Annotated in this window: 16 protein-coding genes; 11 read left to right on the top strand and 5 right to left on the bottom strand. The window is 66.7% G+C overall.

Going from position 1 to position 15,454, the window contains the following annotated elements:
* Nucleotides 1-111: 111 nt before the first annotated feature.
* Nucleotides 112-267 carry a hypothetical protein gene (locus tag ACQR1H_RS18175; RefSeq protein ID WP_316238403.1) on the top strand — a complete coding sequence of 52 codons (156 nt, stop codon included), beginning with the start codon at nucleotides 112-114 and terminating at the stop codon, nucleotides 265-267.
* A gap of 53 nt (nucleotides 268-320) precedes the next feature.
* A complete protein-coding gene (locus ACQR1H_RS18180) occupies nucleotides 321-509 on the top strand; it encodes a hypothetical protein (protein WP_315804425.1) in 189 nt (62 codons plus the stop codon).
* A 6-nt stretch (nucleotides 510-515) separates the two neighbouring features.
* Here ACQR1H_RS18180 and ACQR1H_RS18185 read toward each other — a convergent pair whose 3' ends face one another.
* Entirely contained in the window at nucleotides 516-761 is a 246-nt protein-coding gene (locus ACQR1H_RS18185) for a hypothetical protein (protein ID WP_316238402.1), read from the bottom strand.
* Nucleotides 762-1,059: 298 nt separating this feature from the next.
* On the opposite strand from ACQR1H_RS18185, the gene ACQR1H_RS18190 reads away from it, so the two are divergent.
* The 8 genes from ACQR1H_RS18190 (at nucleotide 1,060) to ACQR1H_RS18225 (ending at nucleotide 9,000) form a co-directional block, all read left to right on the top strand.
* Nucleotides 1,060-2,478, top strand: a complete 1,419-nt coding sequence (locus tag ACQR1H_RS18190) for a M20 family metallopeptidase (protein ID WP_434874135.1) — start codon at nucleotides 1,060-1,062, stop codon at nucleotides 2,476-2,478.
* 25 nt (nucleotides 2,479-2,503) lie between these two features.
* Nucleotides 2,504-4,069 (top strand): amidase family protein, encoded by a 1,566-nt coding sequence (locus ACQR1H_RS18195; RefSeq protein WP_434874134.1) that lies wholly within the window; start codon nucleotides 2,504-2,506, stop codon nucleotides 4,067-4,069.
* 263 nt (nucleotides 4,070-4,332) lie between these two features.
* Nucleotides 4,333-5,100 (top strand): molybdate ABC transporter substrate-binding protein, encoded by a 768-nt coding sequence (gene modA, locus ACQR1H_RS18200; RefSeq protein ID WP_434874133.1) that lies wholly within the window; start codon nucleotides 4,333-4,335, stop codon nucleotides 5,098-5,100.
* A gap of 26 nt (nucleotides 5,101-5,126) precedes the next feature.
* Entirely contained in the window at nucleotides 5,127-5,816 is a 690-nt protein-coding gene (gene modB / locus ACQR1H_RS18205) for a molybdate ABC transporter permease subunit (RefSeq protein WP_316177910.1), read from the top strand.
* Nucleotides 5,813-6,907 carry a molybdenum ABC transporter ATP-binding protein gene (gene modC / locus ACQR1H_RS18210; RefSeq protein WP_316217571.1) on the top strand — a complete coding sequence of 365 codons (1,095 nt, stop codon included), beginning with the start codon at nucleotides 5,813-5,815 and terminating at the stop codon, nucleotides 6,905-6,907. The genes modB and modC overlap by 4 nt, the downstream gene beginning before the upstream one ends.
* Nucleotides 6,908-7,115: 208 nt before the next feature.
* Complete coding sequence (locus ACQR1H_RS18215; protein ID WP_316217572.1) at nucleotides 7,116-7,979, top strand: xanthine dehydrogenase; 864 nt, start codon at nucleotides 7,116-7,118, stop codon at nucleotides 7,977-7,979.
* 11 nt (nucleotides 7,980-7,990) lie between these two features.
* Nucleotides 7,991-8,581 carry a DUF2478 domain-containing protein gene (locus tag ACQR1H_RS18220; RefSeq protein ID WP_316238400.1) on the top strand — a complete coding sequence of 197 codons (591 nt, stop codon included), beginning with the start codon at nucleotides 7,991-7,993 and terminating at the stop codon, nucleotides 8,579-8,581.
* The gene (locus ACQR1H_RS18225) at nucleotides 8,578-9,000 is read left to right on the top strand and encodes a winged helix-turn-helix domain-containing protein (protein ID WP_315804416.1); all 423 of its coding nucleotides are present in this window, start codon (nucleotides 8,578-8,580) and stop codon (nucleotides 8,998-9,000) included. The genes ACQR1H_RS18220 and ACQR1H_RS18225 overlap by 4 nt, the downstream gene beginning before the upstream one ends.
* Here ACQR1H_RS18225 and ACQR1H_RS18230 read toward each other — a convergent pair.
* Entirely contained in the window at nucleotides 8,909-9,388 is a 480-nt protein-coding gene (locus ACQR1H_RS18230) for a TOBE domain-containing protein (protein WP_315804415.1), read from the bottom strand. The two genes, ACQR1H_RS18225 and ACQR1H_RS18230, sit on opposite strands and share 92 nt — an antisense overlap.
* Before the next feature lie 21 nt (nucleotides 9,389-9,409).
* On the bottom strand, nucleotides 9,410-10,657 hold the full coding sequence (gene serA, locus ACQR1H_RS18235) for a phosphoglycerate dehydrogenase (protein WP_315804414.1): 1,248 nt from the start codon (nucleotides 10,655-10,657) through the stop codon (nucleotides 9,410-9,412).
* 289 nt (nucleotides 10,658-10,946) lie between these two features.
* Between serA and ACQR1H_RS18240 the strand changes: the two genes are divergently transcribed.
* Nucleotides 10,947-13,601 carry a flavin-containing monooxygenase gene (locus tag ACQR1H_RS18240; RefSeq protein ID WP_316177899.1) on the top strand — a complete coding sequence of 885 codons (2,655 nt, stop codon included), beginning with the start codon at nucleotides 10,947-10,949 and terminating at the stop codon, nucleotides 13,599-13,601.
* Between the two features lie 190 nt (nucleotides 13,602-13,791).
* Here ACQR1H_RS18240 and ACQR1H_RS18245 read toward each other — a convergent pair whose 3' ends face one another.
* Entirely contained in the window at nucleotides 13,792-14,433 is a 642-nt protein-coding gene (locus tag ACQR1H_RS18245; RefSeq protein WP_315804412.1) for a 2-dehydro-3-deoxy-6-phosphogalactonate aldolase, read from the bottom strand.
* Nucleotides 14,430-15,368, bottom strand: coding sequence for a 2-dehydro-3-deoxygalactonokinase (locus ACQR1H_RS18250; protein WP_434907961.1), 939 nt, complete (start codon nucleotides 15,366-15,368; stop codon nucleotides 14,430-14,432). The genes ACQR1H_RS18245 and ACQR1H_RS18250 overlap by 4 nt, the downstream gene beginning before the upstream one ends.
* Between the last annotated feature and the right edge of the window lie 86 nt (nucleotides 15,369-15,454).

Consider the following 15,454-nt stretch of genomic DNA (forward strand, 5'->3'; position numbering starts at 1 on the left):
CCTCCGATCAGATGTCGGCAAAGCTAATCGGGACGGCAGACATGCTCTTTGTCGGCGCACAAACAGCACGGCGCCTGGATGCGCTACGGGATCGGCATCAGGAGCATGTCCATGACCGAAGCGCAGCTCGGCCTCATCACCGCCACCCCGATCATCATCGTGTTTGCAGCGGCGCTGCGGCGCATGGGCGTGCTGTCGACCACCGGGACGGTGTCCGCGATCGCGCTCTCCGTTGCGATTGCGGTTGTCCTGTTCACCACGCAGTAACCGGGCCTGGAACCTTTGCCGCTCTCGGGCGTCAGATCGTCCGGAGGTGCCGCATGGACGACAACCGGTTCGCAGAGCTGCTCGGAAGCGCCGCCATCGGCGTCTGGGGCGACATGCCGCGCGACATCCAGGAGGCGCTGTTCGAGACGGCGATGCGCGGTCACGACGATCTGAGGCACGAACTCGCCAAGCTGCTTCACGACCGGCATCCGCGGACACAGCATCCGCCGCGCCCGGCGTGAGCGGTCTCAGTCGCGATGATCATCAGCCCCGAACTGTGATGGTTCGTCGTAGCCCTTGCGGCTGCTGTAGAACAACAGCACCATCAGCCCGATCCCCACGATGAGCGAAAACACCACGCCGAGCGCGAGCGCGATCCAGCCCCCGGCCGGCATCGGATCGCCAGGCAGGGTCATGCCCTGATAGGCGAAGATGACGGCGGCTGCGAGAATCAGCAGCAATGCAACGATGATGGTGATCGGTCCTGCCCGCATGGCGGTCGCACTCCTGACACGAGAACAGGACGGGACCATGATCGTTCCTGCACGGGTGCGGTAGAGGCGCACGGCGGCAGTTCCGAAATTCGAGGACGGCCTCCCCACCCTTCTCGCTGCGCCGCCGAAAGCATCGCGCTGCATCCCATCGCAGCATCATCTGCTCAAAGGATGACGCGCGCTCCTCCGCGCCTTGCCGCGGGCCGCATGGCTGCTCTCGCGGCGGATCGCTAGGCGTCGGGGAACTTAGCTGATAACCATACCGGCTTCCTATCGGCTAAAGAGGACAAGACCGGAGATGGACAACCGCAGCGAGATCTGGCGCGGCGTCGACGCGATCAAGACCCGTTTCATCGAGCTCAGCGACCGGGTGTGGAGCATGCCCGAGGTCTGCTACACTGAGGCCCGCTCATCTGCCGAACACCTCGCCGAGCTCAAGCACCAGGGTTTTCGCATCACTGAAAAGGTCGCGGGCATCCCGACGGCGCTGATGGGCGAATGGGGAGAAGGCGGTCCGGTCATCGCCTTCATGGGCGAATACGACGCCCTGCCCGGCCTCAGCCAGGAAGCGGGAGTTGCCGAGCATCGTCCGATCGAGACCGGCGGCCACGGCCATGGCTGCGGCCACAATCTGCTGGGCTCGGCGGCGCTGCTCGCGGCCACCGCCGTCAAGGACTGGCTCGCCGCCAACAAGGTCCCGGGACGCGTGCGCTACTACGGCTGCCCTGCCGAGGAAGGCGGCGCCGCAAAGGCCTTCATGGTGCGCTCAGGCGCGTTCGAGGATACCGACATCGCGATCACCTGGCATCCGTCGAGCTTCTGGGAAGTGGTGATGACGCCCTCGCTCGCCAACACGCGCGCGGACTTCATCTTCACCGGACGCACCTCGCATGCGGCCGCCTCGCCGCATCTCGGCCGCAGCGCGCTCGACGCGGTGGAATTGATGAATGTCGGCGTCAACTACATGCGCGAGCACATGCCGAGCGACGCCCGCGTGCATTACGCACTGCTCGACACCGGCGGCATCGCACCCAACGTCGTGCAGGCGCATGCGCGCGTGCGCTACTCGATCCGCGCGCGCGACCTGCCCGGCATGAACGAGCTGGTCGGGCGCGTGCACAAGATCGCGCTAGGTGCCGCGATGATGACCGAGACCAAGGTCGAGATGAAGATCATCTCGGCGGTCTCCAACATCCTGCCCAACACGCCGCTCGAAGAGGCGCTGCACGGGATCATGGAAGAGCTCGGGCCGCCGCATTTCGACACGACCGACAAGGATTTCGCCGGGCAGATCCAGGCGACCCTGACCGACAAGGACATCGAATCCGTCTACTACAGCATCGGCATGGACCCGACCGACAAGCCGCTGGCCGACTTCCTGGTGCCGCTGAACGCCAAGCGCAATCCGCAGATCGGCTCGACCGATGTCGGAGACGTCAGCTGGGTGGTGCCAACGGTGCAGGTGCACGCGCCGACGGTGGCGATCGGCACGCCGTTCCATACCTGGCAGGTCGTCGCGCAAGGCAAGACGCCGGCCGCGCACAAGGCGATGGTGCAGGCCGCGAAGGCGATGGCCGGTCTCGGCATCAAGGCGCTCAATGAGCCGGCGCTGATCGCAGCCGCCAAGGCCGACCTGAAGAAGCGGACGCAGCGCACGCCCTATGTCAGCCCGCTGCCCGCCGAGGTCGAGCCGCCGCTGACGATGTCGGTCGTTTGAGAGATAGATAACTGGGGGAAACACGATGGCGAAGACAGCGACAAAGAAGAAGCCGGCGGCGAAGACCGCCAAGCCGGCTCCGAAGCGCGTGTCCGCGCGCGCCACGGCTGGCAGGAAGCCCGCAAAGACGAAGCCGCAGGCCAGACCACAGGCAAAGGCAGCCGCGCCAAAGCCGCGGCTGCCGAAAGGACCGGTCTGGCAGTGGTCGGCGCTCGACACCGCCGCTGCGATCCGCTCCGGCGCGGTCTCCTCGGTCGAGGTGACCGAGGCTCATCTCGCGCGCATGCATGAGGTCAATCCGAAGCTGAATGCGGTCGTCGTCGATCTGTCCGAAGAAGCCTTGAAAGCTGCGCGCGCCGCGGACAAGGCGCGCAACAAGGACGGCCTGCTGCATGGCGTGCCCGTCACGATCAAGGAGAACGTCGACTACGAGGGACGGCCAAACCCCAACGGCGTTCCGGCGCAGACGGGGATCATCGCGCCGTCGGACGCGCCGGTCGTGCGCAACCTCAAGAAGGCGGGCGCGATCGTGCTCGGCCTCACCAACACGCCGGAATTCTCATTCCGCGGCTTCACGGACAACCCGCTGCACGGGCTGACCTTGAACCCGTGGGATCCCGAGATCACCTGTGGCGGCTCGTCGGGCGGCGCCGGAGCCGCGGTCGCCGCCGGCATCGGCACCATCGCGCATGGCAACGACATCGGCGGCTCGCTGCGCTGGCCGGCGCATTGCAACGGCGTGGTCACGATCAAGCCGACACAGGGGCGCATCCCGGCCTACAATGAAAGCGCCGCGGCCGAGCGGCCGATGCTGGCGCATCTGATGTCGTCGCAGGGGCCGCTGGCGCGCAGCGTCGCCGACGTCAGGCTGGCGCTGGAGGTGATGAGCCGGCGCGATCCGCGCGATCCCTGGTGGGTGCCGGCCCCGCTCGAGGGCGAGACGCCCAAGCGGCCGATCAAGGTCGCGCTCGCCAAGATTCCTGATGACATGGACGTCGATCCCTCGGTGCAGGCCGCGCTCCGGCAGGCCGCGGATCATCTGGAGCGCTCCGGCTACCGGGTCAGCGAGGTCGAGGTCCCCGACATCTCCGGCGTCTGGCAGACCTGGTGCGACGTCATCACCACCGAGGTGGTCGTGATGCAGGAAGCCAAGATGCTCGCCGTCACCTCCGAAGACTTCCACAAGGCGTGGGGCGGGATGCGGGCCAAGGCCGAGATCCTCGACCTCGCAGGCTGGATGAACGCGACGGCGCAGCGCTCCACCCATATCCGCGCCTGGCAGATGTTCTTCGAGGAGTATCCGGTGGTGCTGGCGCCAACGACGGTCAAGCCGACGCCGGGCCCGCGCGAGGACACGGTAAGCCCGGAGCGCGTGCGTGATATCTTCTTCAACGAGATCCGCTTCATCTCGGCCATCAACGTGCTCGGGCTGCCCGGCGCGGTGGTGCCGGTGGCGGTTCACAATGGCCAGCCGATCGGCGTGCAGCTGATCGCCGGCCGCTATCGCGAGGACCTCGCGCTCGATGCCGCCGCGGCGATCGAGAAGCGCGCGGGCATGCTGGTGCGGCAGCTCTGGGAGCGGATGGCTTAGTCTCGCGCCGGCCCGAAGACCCCTGGTTCTCGGGCCGTCACGTTTCCGACATCGCTTCAGCCTCGATTGTCGAAAGTCGAACACTGACGCCCATCGCGTTTGCCCGAGGGAGCCCCTCGGGTTGACGGGACGTCGCCGACCTGTCTATTTTGATGTATACGAATGAATATAGCACGGCATCGGTACGGGCCGCTGCGCCGGAACGAGACTTGCAATTCACCGAAGCGAACCCGTCTCTGTCGATATGAACGAGGACAATTGTGATGAGATCGATGCGCTTCGTCGCCGCTGCTCTGTGCGCGGCTGCCGCTCTCCTGACTGGGGCAAACGCGTTTGCCGGCAGCGCCAACATCGCCGTGGCCGCCAACTTCACCGAGCCGGCGAAGGAGATCGCCGGCCTGTTCAAGGCCAAGACGGGACACGAATTGGTGCTGAGCTTCGGCGCGTCCGGACAGTTCTACACCCAGATCAAGGAGAACGCGCCGTTCGCGATCCTGCTCTCCGCCGACGACGAACGGCCTAAGAAGCTGGTCGACGAGGGCCTCGGCGTCGCCGAGAGCCGCTTCACCTACGCCATCGGCAAGCTCGTGCTGTGGAGCAAGGACCCGAAGGCGGTGAAGGGCGAGGAAACGCTGAAGGCGAACGCGTTCAACAAGCTGTCGATCGCCAATCCCACCGCCGCGCCCTATGGCGCGGCCGCAGTGGAGACGCTGAAGGCGCTCAAGCTCTATGAGACGATCCAGCCCAAGATCGTGCAGGGCAACACGATCTCGCAGGCGTTCCAGTTCGTTGATACCGGCAATGCCGAGGTCGGCTTCGTCGCGCTGTCGCAGCTGATGCCGAATGCGGGCGGGTCGCGCTGGCTGGTGCCGCAGACCCTCTACACCGAGATCCGCCAGGATGCCGTGCTGCTGAAGGCATCCGCCGGCAACGAGGCGGCGACTGCGTTCCTGACCTTCCTCAAGACTCCGGAAGCCCGTGCGGTCATCGAGAAGTTCGGCTATGCTCTGGACCCGAAGTCCGGCAGCTGAGCGCCCACGTCGATGAACTTCCAGGGATGAACTTGCACGTCTCGGCCGATATCTGGCAACCGGTCAGCCTGACCCTTGAATTGGCAGCGATCACGACCGTCATTCTGATGATCGTGGGAACACCGATCGCATGGTGGCTGGCGCGGTCGCAGGCGTGGTGGAAAGAGGCGGTCGCAGCCCTGGTGGCGATTCCACTGGTGCTGCCGCCGACCGTGCTCGGCTTCTATCTACTGGTCGCGCTCGGCCCGAGCGGTCCCGGCGGGGCGCTCGCTTCCTTGTGGGGCGCACGCACCCTCGCCTTCACTTTCCCGGGCCTCGTGATCGGCTCGGTGCTGTTCTCGATGCCGTTCGTGGTGCAGCCGATCCGCAACGCCTTCGAGGCCATGGGCGAGAAGCCCCTGGAAGCAGCCGCCACGCTGCGGGCCTCGCCCTGGCGCGCGTTCTGGACGATCGCCGTGCCGCTGGCGAGCCCCGGCTTCCTCACCGGCGCGATCCTCGGCTTTGCCCACACTGTCGGCGAGTTCGGCGTCGTGCTGATGATCGGCGGCAACATTCCCGGCAGGACGAAGGTGCTGTCGGTCGCGATCTACGACTACGTCGAGACCTCGCAATGGACCGAAGCCTCCGTGCTGGCGCTCGGCATGGTCGTGTTCTCGTTCGGCGTCATTCTGACGATGATGCTGATCGAGAAGAAGATGACGCGACGGGCGTCATGAGCACCGTCAAGGTCGATTTCCGCGGTACGCTCGGGCGCTTTGAGCTGAACGCGCGGTTCGAGGTTCCGGCGCGCGGCGTCACCGCGATCTTCGGCCCGTCCGGCTGTGGCAAGACCGCCGTCATGCGCAGCATCGCCGGCCTCAACCGCCTGGACGGACGATGCTCCGTCGCCGGCGACGTCTGGCAGGACGAGAAGACCTTCCGCCCGGTGCACCGGCGCCCGATCGGCTACGTGTTCCAGGAAGCCAATCTGTTTCCGCATCTCTCCGTCCGCCGCAACCTCATGTACGGCCATCCCGGCCCGTCCGGCCCCACCGCCATCGGCTTCGATGAGGTCGTGTCGCTGCTCGGCATCGCCAAGCTGCTGGAGCGCTCGCCGCGCCATCTGTCCGGCGGCGAGCGGCAGCGCGTGGCGATCGGCCGCGCTCTGCTCAGCCAGCCGAAGCTGCTGCTGATGGACGAGCCGCTGTCGGCGCTCGACCAGATGACCAAGGACGAGATCCTGCCCTATCTGGAGCGCCTGCATGCCGCGCTCGACCTGCCGATCCTCTACATCAGCCACGATATCGCGGAGGTCGAGCGGCTTGCCGATCAGCTGGTGCTGATGCGCAATGGCAGCGTCCTGGCTTCGGGCCCGCTGTCCGTGCTCCAAGCCGACCTGACACTGCCGCTCGCGCTCTCCCGCGATGCTGCGGTGAGTCTCGACGCCACCGTTCTGAAGCACGACGCCATCGACGGCATGGTGACGCTTGCGGTGCCCGGCGGGCATTTCGTGCTGCCGGCCGAGCCGCTTGCGTCCGGAACACGCCGCCGCCTGCGCGTGCTGGCCGATGACGTCAGCCTCGCCGTGGAAACGCCGAGCCGCAGCACCATCGTCAACGTGCTGCGCGCGAAGATCCTGGAAATCCGCAGCCAATCGGACCACCGCGTCACCGCCCTGCTCGGCCTCGGCGAGGACGGTGAGGGCGCGCGATTGCTGTCGCGGGTCACCCAACGCTCGTGGAACGAGCTCGGCCTGCAGGCGGGGCTTGCCGTCTACGCCCAGGTCAAGGGCGTCGCGCTGGTTCGGCGCGAAGAGCCCATCGTCTGATCGGCACGCGCCGACCCTCCTCCCACCATCGCAACACATGTTGTATAAGCGACAATATAGCGTCCGATGTTATATCCTAGACAATATAGCTTTGGATCGCAAAACCGAAGCCTGCCTGCTTTTCCTCAATGCAATGAACAAGTTGGTCGGCGCCTAACGATCTGGCCCGCGGCTTGCTCATTCGATCTCGCAACACGAGGTCATCAGCATGAAAGCCGCCGCCGTCACCTGGCATCCGAACGCGCCCAAGCCGCTCGCGCTGGTGCTGGGCACCAACGAGATCGCCTCCGCGATCGCGGCCAAGCTCAACCAGGCATGCTTCGCGCTCGTCCTTTGTCACGACGCCTTTCCGCCGGTGATCCGACGCGGCATGGCCTTTCACGACGTCCTGTATGGTGAGACGTGCGACATCGACGGCGTGATCGGCTGCCGGGCCGAGGGCATCGCGGACGTCGTGCGCATTCATCGCGAGCCAGGCCGGGTCGCCGTCACCGGGATGCATCTCACCGACATCATCGCGTTCCGCTATCCCGCGGTCATCGTCGACGCACGGATGCAGAAGCATCTTGCCACGCCGGATCTGCGCGGCGTCGCCGGCATCGCCGTCGGCATTGGGCCGCGCTTTGCGGTCGGGCACAATTGCGACATCGCGGTCGAGACACATCCTTGCGAGACCGGCGCGATCGTGGCGCACGGAACGACGCGCGATGCGGACGGCAAGGCACGCGATCTCGGCGGCGCAGGCCGCGAGCGCTTCGTCTATTCCGATCAGGATGCCGTCTGGCATACGCCGCTCGACATCGGCACCCGCGTCTACAAAGGACTGCAGCTCGGATCGCTCGGCGGCACGCCGGTGCTGGCGCCGCTCGATGGCGCACTGCGCGGCATCGCGCGCGACGGTCTGCGCGTGCCGGCCAACGTCAAGCTGCTGGAGATCGATCCGCGCGGCCGCCACGCCGCATGGACCGGCATGGACGACCGCGGGCGATCGATCGCCGCGAGCGTCGTCTCGGCTGTCCAAGAGATCATGCGAACCGGTCGGAAGGCGGGCCGCGTCTCCGCCAATGCGTGAGGAGGACTGCCATGGGTGTCGCTGAGGTCGGGACATGTCAGATCGTGGCGCTGCAGGGCGCCGCGTCCACCGTCATCCAGGAGCTGCTCGACGAACTCGCCACGCGGCTCGCAGGCGTGGGGCTGCGCGTCTCCGGCGTGATCGAGAGCAGCGTCGACAAGACCAGGCCGTGCAAGGCCATGATGCTGCGCAGCCTCGACGACAACCGCATGTTCTCGATCTCGCAGGATCTCGGCCCGGGATCGCAGGCCTGCAACCTCGATCCCGAAGGATTGGTGCTGGCCTGCGCCGCCGTGCAGCAGTCGATCGCGCGTGGCACGGATGTCGTGATCCTCAGCAAGTTCGGCAAGCAGGAGGCGGCGGGAGGTGGCCTCGCCGACGCCTTCGGCTCGGCGATGTCAGCCGGGCTTCCGATCATCACGGCGGTATCGCCTGCGATGATGGAGGCGTGGACGCGCTTCGCCGGCGTGTTCGCCGAATGCGTCCCGGTCGAAGTCGCGCGCCGTGCCGGCTGGATCGAAGCGTGGTCCGGCCGCATGGTGACAGCGCAGAGCCCGCGTGACATGATCGGCTCACAACGCGAGCGGATCGGAATAGGATGAAGCGCGAAGCTCAGATCGCATTGACCATCACTTTCGGCAACGGCGGAAGTCTGTCGCCCGAGGATCTGCTGCTGATCGACTTCATCCGCCGGGAGCGCTCGATCCTGGGCGCCGCGCGCGCGAGCGGCATCTCCTACCGCAAATGCTGGCTGATGGTCGATGCGCTCAACCGCACCTTCGAGACGCCGGTGTTCGAGACCCATCCCGGCCGCCGCGGCGGCGGCGCCGAGATCACGCCGTTCGGCGAGCGGCTGATCGCGCTGTATCGCTCGATGGAGCGGCGCACCCGCACGGCCACCGCTGCGGCGCTCGTCGAGCTGCAGAAGGCTACCGATCCGCGCTATCAGAAGCGGGCCAGCGGCGCGGCCGAGGCAGCTCCGAAGGCCGAACCGCGCCGGGTCCGATCGCGACGCTCTTGATCATCGCCCAGGCCGATAGATCCGGCTCCAACGCCAGCCGCTCGACCGATTCCAAGGTCACGAGCGCGTGGAGCCTGGTCGCACCGAGATCGAACGTCACGCGCACATAGGGCGGATCGAGCGGCAGGATCTCCTCGATCCGGCCCGGCAGCCGGTTGGTGATCGACACATCCATCGGCCGCGACAGCGCGATCGAGACGTCGCGGGCCTCGATGGTCACGGAGACGCCGGCGTCAACAGCCGCATCGACCATCGGCACGCGCAGCTCGCCGTCGGCGAAGAACAATGTCGACATGCCGTATTGCGGATCATGGCGCAGCACGCGCGCCGGCACCGTCGTGCTGAGAACGACGGACGAGGCTGAAGACGATGCAGACGAGCCGGTCATCGCGCGGCAGCCTCCACAGCCTCAGGGCCGGTCGTGATCGTACAGGACGCGCACGCGGATCGTGCCCTCCACCGCGCGCAGCTCCGACAGCAGCGCCTCGCCCTCACCGCCGACCACGTCGGTCTCGAGCACGACATAGCCGACCTCGGGATCGGTCTGCAGATATTGCGCAAGGATGTTGATGTTGTGCCGCGACACCGCATCGTTGACCTGGCGCAGCACGCCCGGCACGTTCCGGTGGACATGGATGAAGCGCGTGCCGGTCGGGCGCGCCGGCAACTGCACCTGCGGGAAGTTCACGGCGCCGAAGGTCGAGCCGACATCGGAATAGTCGATCAGCTTGCGCGCAACCTCGCCGCCGATGCGGTCCTGCGCCTCCTCGGTGGAGCCGCCGACATGCGGGGTCAGGATCACGTTGGGCAGGCCCTGCAGCGGCGAGACGAACGGATCGGCGTTCGAGGCCGGCTCGACCGGAAACACGTCGACGGCGGCGCCTGAGAGCTTGCCCTCGCGCAACGCGCTGGCCAGCGCCTCGATGTCGACTACCGTGCCGCGCGAATTGTTGATCAGATAGGCGCCGTCCTTCATGTGACGGATCTGGCGCTCGCCGATCATGTTGGCGGTCGCCGGCGTCTCCGGGACATGCAGCGACACGACGTCGCTGATCGCCAGGAGCTCGTCGAGGCTCTCGACCGGCTCGGTGTTGCCGTGGCGGAGCTTGTCGGTGAGATCGAAGAAGATCACCCGCATGCCCATGGCCTCGGCGAGGTTCGACAGCTGCGAGCCGATGTTGCCGTAGCCGACAATGCCGAGCGTCTTTCCGCGCACCTCTCGGCTGCCATTGGCGGACTTGTCCCAGCCGCCCGCATGCGCCGACACCGAGCGCGGGAAGATGCGGCGCATCAGCATCACGACCTCGGCGATCGTCAGCTCGGCGACGCTGCGGGTGTTCGAATAGGGCGCATTGAACACGGGGATGCCGAGCCGCTTCGCGGCATCGAGATCAACCTGGTTGGTGCCGACGGAGAAACAGCCGACCACCATCAGCCGGTCGGCGGCCTGCAGCACTTCCTCGGTCAGATGCGTGCGCGAGCGAATGCCAAGCATGTGCACGCCCGACAGCATACGTTTCAACTCCGCCGAACCGAGCGCCTTCGGCAGCCGTTCGATTTCCGTATAGCCGTTGGCCTCGAACATGCGGACGGCCGAGTCGTTCACGCCCTCGAGGAGCAGAACGCGGATCTTTTGCTTGGGCAGCGATAGCGGCATGGGCCTGGCCTGATTCAGTCGTGGAGGTGGCGTAGTGTAGCGGTTGTTACAGTCGCGATGCGTTGAAACTTGGTGAATGCGACGCGGCAGGGTGGCTTTCTGTCGCTTTCTCAGGGTCTTGTCCACTCCGTCGCGGCCTTTTGACCGGCGATGCAAAATCAGCGCCTGGCATACCTGCCGCGCTGCACGGTCCGCACTGCAACAACCGCAGATCGTTGTTTTGGCTGCTGACAAACCATGCGAGCAGAGCTAGCCTTTCCTCCAATCACAAAATCATCGGGAGGTCAGCATGTCAGACGGGATTGTCGAGACACGCGCGTCGGAGGCGTCGGGCGGTGAAACGCAGACGGTCGATGTCGCCGTCGTGGGGGCCGGATTTGCAGGGCTTTACCTGCTGCACCGTCTGCGCAAGGCGGGCTTCTCGACCGTCGCTCTGGATACGGCCAACGACGTCGGCGGCACCTGGTACTGGAACCGCTATCCCGGCGCGCGCTGCGACATCCAGACCGTCGACTACAGCTACACCTTCGATCCCGAGCTCGAAAAGGCCTGGCAGTGGTCGGAGAAATACGCCACCCAGCCGGAGATACTGCGCTATCTCGGCTTCGTCGCCGATCGCTACGATCTGCGCCGCGACATCCGCTTCGGCACCCGCGTGCTCGGCGCCGCCTGGGATGAGGCCAGGGAGCGCTGGCTGCTGACGACCGACCACGGCCCTGCCGTGTCCTGCCGCCACTACATCATGGCGACCGGCTGCCTGTCGCAGCCGAAGCCGCCGGAGATCGACGGCGTGCACGACTTCAAGGGCGAGATCTACTTCACCAGCCGCTGGCCGCATGATGGCGTGGACCTCCGTGGCAAGCGCGTGGCCGTGATCGGCACCGGCTCGTCCGGCATCCAGTCGATCCCGATCATCGCCGAGCAGGCCGCGCAGCTCACGGTGTTCCAGCGCACGCCGAATTTCGCGCTGCCGGCGCATAACGGTCCGCTCCCGGCCGATCGCGCCGCGCAGCTCGCGGAGGATCGCAAGGGGCTGCGCGAGCAGGCACGCTGGTCGATGACCGGCGTGCCGATCCCGCCGGCCACCGAGTTCAGCTGGGCGCTGAGCGAGGCCGAGCGCCGCGAGCGCTTCGAGAAGATGTGGGCCTCCGGCGATCTCGTCGGCATGCTGACGCAGCTCTGGGCCGACCAGGGCGTCGATGCCGACGGCAACGCGCTGCTCGCCGATCTCATCCGCGAGAAGATCCGCGAGATCGTCAAGGATCCCGAGACGGCCGAGGCGCTCACGCCGCACGATCACCCGTTCGGCGCCAAGCGTCCATGTCTGGACACGAACTACTACGCGACGTTCAACCGTCCGAACGTGACGCTGGTGAACCTGCGCAAGGAGCCGATCGCATCCATCACATCCAATGGCATCAAGACCGACAAGCGCAGCTTCGACATCGACGTCATCGTGTTCGCGACCGGCTTCGATGCCATGACCGGCGCGATCCGCGCGGTGCATCCGATCAAGGGCCGTGGCGGCAAGTCGCTCGACGACAGCTGGGCTGATGGCCCGGAGAGCTATCTTGGATTGACGGTCGCCGGCTTCCCCAACCTGTTCCTGATCACCGGTCCCGGTAGTCCATCGGTGCTGTCGAACATGGCGGTGTCGATCGAGCAGCACGTCGACTTCGTGGTCGATCGTCTCGCCGCGATGCGCGACGCCGGCTTCACCACCATCGAGCCGACCGAGACCGCGCAGGCCGGCTGGATGCGCCACATGGCGGACTGCTCGACGGTCACGCTGCACCGGCTCGCCAACACCTGGTACACAGGCGCCAACGTGCCGGGCAAGCCGCAGACGCTGATGCCATACACCGGCGGCGTCGGGCCCTATCGCGGCATCTGCAACGAGGTCGTCAGCCGCGGCATGCTCGGCTTCAAGCTCACGGGCCCGAACGGTGCGAGCCAGTGCAACGACGGCGAGATCGTGAAGCTGCAGCCGGATGTGCGGCTGGTGCTGAACATGCTCACCGAGATGAACCTGCCGCCGATCGAATCGATGGGCGCGCAAGGCGCACGCGACTTCGTCGCCGAATTCAACAAGGCCCGACCGCCGGGCCGCCCCGTGGGCGAGGTCAAGGACGGCACTCTGCAAGGCGCCGAGGGCCCTCTTGCCTACCGCCTCTACCGTCCGGCCACGCCCGGGCCGCATCCGATCGTCGTGTATTTCCATGGCGGCGGCTGGGTGCTCGGCGACGAGCAGTCGGACGATCCGTTCTGCCGCGACATGTGCCGCCGCTCCAACATGATCTTCGTCAGCGTGAACTACCGCCACGCGCCCGAGCACCGCTTCCCGGCGGCGGCCGAGGACGGCTATGCAGCGGCGCGCTGGGTCGCCGAGCACGCCGCCGAGCTCGGCGGACGCGACGGACCGGTGCTGGTGGCCGGCTGGAGCGCCGGCGGCAACATCGCAGCCGTCACCTGCCAGCTCGCTCGGGATCGCGGCGGGCCTGCGATCGGCGGTCAGCTGCTGGTGTGCCCGGTCACCGACTGCAGCTTCGATCGTCCCTCCTACACCGATAATGCGGCCGGCTACTTCCTGACGCGCGGCCTGATGTACTGGTTCTGGGACATCTACTGCTCGCCGGCGGATCGCACCGATCCGCGCGCGTCGCCGTTGCGGGGCAAGCTGCAGGGCCTGCCGCCGGCCTACATCGTCACCTGCGAGTTCGATCCGCTGCGCGACGAGGGTGTCGCCTATGCGGAAGCGCTCGCCGCCGCCGGCGTGCCGGTCGGGCAACTCAAGGCCCACGGCCACTTCCACTCGTCGTTCACGATGGTCGACGTCGTCATCACCGGCGTCGGCGGCCGCATGCAGATGGCGGAGGCGCTGCAGGCGTTCACGCAGTCTGCGGAGGAAGGCGAATCGCCCGAGATCAACGCCGCCGCGAGCTGACCAGCGGAGGCCGCCGCCGAGCGTTGTCGCAACGACCCGCAGCTTTGCGGGCCGTTGCCGTGACGCGCAGCTTGCGCCGGATCGTCCACGCCGTCACCGAGACAACGAGCCAGCCGGTCGTTGCGGTGACGAAGGCGGTCGCGACGCTCGTCCGACAACATCACGAGACCGTCATGGAGTGTGGACGCACTCAGCTCGCCGCTGCGATGGCCTCGTCATAGGCACGAACCGAAGCGGCCGCGGTCTGCCGTACATCGCTCGCGCTCATGCCCGGCTTGTACAGGCTCGAGCCCAGTCCGAAGGCCCGCACGCCGACTGCAGCATAGGAGGCGAGATTGCTGTCCGACACGCCGCCGACGGCGCCGACCACGACGCCCTTCGGCAGGACGGCAAGCTGCGCGGCAATTCCCGACGGACCGAGCACTGAGGCAGGAAAAAATTTCAGGGCCGAGGCGCCGCAACGCAGCGCGAGAAACGCTTCGCTCGGCGTGAACACCCCGGGCATGGTCACCATGTCATAGGCCTGCGCGGTCGCCAGCACTTCGACGTCGACGTTGGGGCTGACCATCAGACGCCCGCCGGCCTCCGCGACCCGCACGCAATCTGCGGCATTGACGACCGTCCCTGCACCGATCAGGCAGTGCTTGCCGAACCGGGCGGCGAGACGCTCGATCGAGGCGAACGGTTCCGGCGAGTTGAGCGGAACCTCGATCAGCTCGAAACCGGCTTCGATCAGGACATCGACGACGGCCTCGGACTCGTCGGGTTTGATGCCGCGCAGGATCGCGACGAGCGACCGCTTGACGTGCGGCCAGGCAACGGACTTTGTCATGGTCGGAAACGCGCTCCCCAGATCTGCCGCGCGGCCTTGACCAGGCCGCGCCGGGACGCCTGCTCGGCATCACATTCGTTCACGTCGAAATCAGCAGCTGCCAGCGCCGCGCAGTAGAGACGGCCGAGCCGGCCCGCTCCGATCAACCGCAGCGGAAGCTCGGCGCCGAACCGCACCCGCGCGTCGGCGATCTCGCTGCCGATCAGAAGCCCGGAGAGCCTCGCAGCCCCGTCGGACCGCTGCTCGAAATTGAGGAGCTGGGCTGCGCGGAGCCGGAACAGCGCATTGGTCAGTGCCGTCGGCGCGGCAAGCGCCGCCGCAAGGCTCTCGCGGAATGCCGCGTCGTGCGCGACGGTCGAGGCTTCCGGCTCGACGGCGTGCATCAAAATGCTATGCTGAGAGACGACAGCGAACAGCTCGCCAGTCATGTAGGTGGCAAAATCGATCACAGCGCCGGCATCGATCCGGATCCATTTGCTGTGCGTGCCCGGAATACAGACGATCCCGGTGAAGTCAGGCTCGGTGACGCCGAGCAGCTGGGTTTCCTCGCCGCGCATCACGTCCGGCTGATCTGCACGGGCCTGCGCCAGCCCCGGCAGAATCCTGACGTCGCCATCCGTGTCGACGCCGATCGCGCCGGCGTGCAACGCCTCCAGCCGGGTCGGCGTGTGCAGATACGGCGCCTCGACCCAGCCTTGCCGGGCGCCGGCCATGCCGCAGATCAGCACCGGAACATCGGCCGGCGCGCCGAGTTGCGCCAGATGATCGCGCAGCACCGGCGCAAAGCCCGATGTCGCGCAATGCAGCATGCCCTCGCCACCACGGCTCTCCGCCTGCTCCGTGCCGTCTCCTGCCATTAGCCAGGCACGGAAACTGGAGGTGCCCCAGTCGACGGCGACAAAGGCCGGCGTTGCTGACGAATCGACGGCGGTCACGTCCTGCTCCCGAACAGTTCGACATCTGGCAATGACATGCCCGGCCGGCCGCGCAAACAACAAATTGCATCGTGCACGATTATGCA

The sequence above is a fragment of the Bradyrhizobium sp. HKCCYLRH2015 genome, assembly GCF_051168215.1.
In the GTDB taxonomy this organism is placed as follows: Bacteria; Pseudomonadota; Alphaproteobacteria; order Rhizobiales; family Xanthobacteraceae; genus Bradyrhizobium.